The sequence below is a fragment of the Bartonella sp. AA81SXKL genome (assembly GCF_042196945.1).
Classification (GTDB): domain Bacteria; phylum Pseudomonadota; class Alphaproteobacteria; order Rhizobiales; family Rhizobiaceae; genus Bartonella.
Map to the genome: position 1 here is coordinate 1 of NZ_JBHIRH010000114.1, position 1,040 is coordinate 1,040.

General features: G+C 37.0%; 1 protein-coding gene. It reads left to right on the plus strand.

Going from position 1 to position 1,040, the window contains the following annotated elements:
* The first annotated feature begins 34 nt into the window (after nt 1-34).
* Entirely contained in the window at nt 35-880 is an 846-nt protein-coding gene (locus ACFINZ_RS09910) for a type IV secretion system protein (protein ID WP_375637275.1), read from the plus strand.
* The last annotated feature ends 160 nt before the right edge of the window (nt 881-1,040 follow it).

Sequence of the window (1,040 nt, forward strand, 5' to 3'; positions counted from 1 at the left end):
ATAAAAAGTTGAAAATTCGTTAAAGAGGAATGCCATGAACTTCACTATGTTCACGCAACTTTTCGATAAAATTAACCAGGTAACACAAACATATGTCACGGGTATTTCCTCAAAAGCAATTGCTACAATTACACCTTTCGTTTCAATTGGAATCACGATCGCTTTCATCATCTACGGATGGCTTATCATTCGGGGCGCTATCGATATGCCACTCTCCGGATTTGTAAATCGTTTCCTGCGAATAAGTATTATTACTTCAATAGCCCTTACCACAGGACTTTATCAAAGTGAAATTGCCAATTTAATAACACAAATGCCCTATGAGTTATCAAAAGCGCTCATGACAAATCCACTCAATGATACACAGTTAATGAATTTATTGGACAAAGCAGCAACCAAAGGATTCCAATATGCAGGTCGTCTTTTCCATGAAACCATCTTCTTCGAGGCCAATGGATTGCTTTACAGCCTCTTAGGTATCCTCATCTTGCTGGCAACAAGTTCCGTCGTGGCAATCGGCGGTGGTCTCGTCATACTGACAAAAATCGCTATTACACTTCTCGTAGGATTGGGCCCTATCTTCATCATTGCCTTACTGTGGCAACCAACCTATCGCTTTTTTCAGCAATGGTTAATCCAAGTCGTAAATTATATAATCCTCTTTCTACTCTTAGCGACTGTATTTAATCTGATGATGAATATCTTTGCAAACTACTTGAGTGATATGAAACTCGATTATAACCAGAATGTAGCAGCCATGTTTGGGGGAGCTCTCATCTTGTCCATTATATCCATCATGCTGTTACTCAAACTATCAAGCATGGCCAATTCTCTCGCAAAAGGCATTACATTTGGACATCTATGGAAACATAGAAACTAGAGGATGTAGCTAGAAAGAAATGATTCTCGTAACAGAAACTTTAAATGCACACGATAAAATAACAAGAATATCCAATCCTAAAGTAAAAAATATTCGCACTGAAATTGAGCTATTTTCATAAATTAAAAAATGAAATTAAGAAAAGATAAATTATCGTAAA

Excerpts from the sequence above, each read along its gene's own strand:
- ACFINZ_RS09910 (WP_375637275.1), top strand. The coding sequence starts at position 35 with ATGAACTTCACTATGTTCACGCAACTTTTCGATAAAATTAACCAGGTA.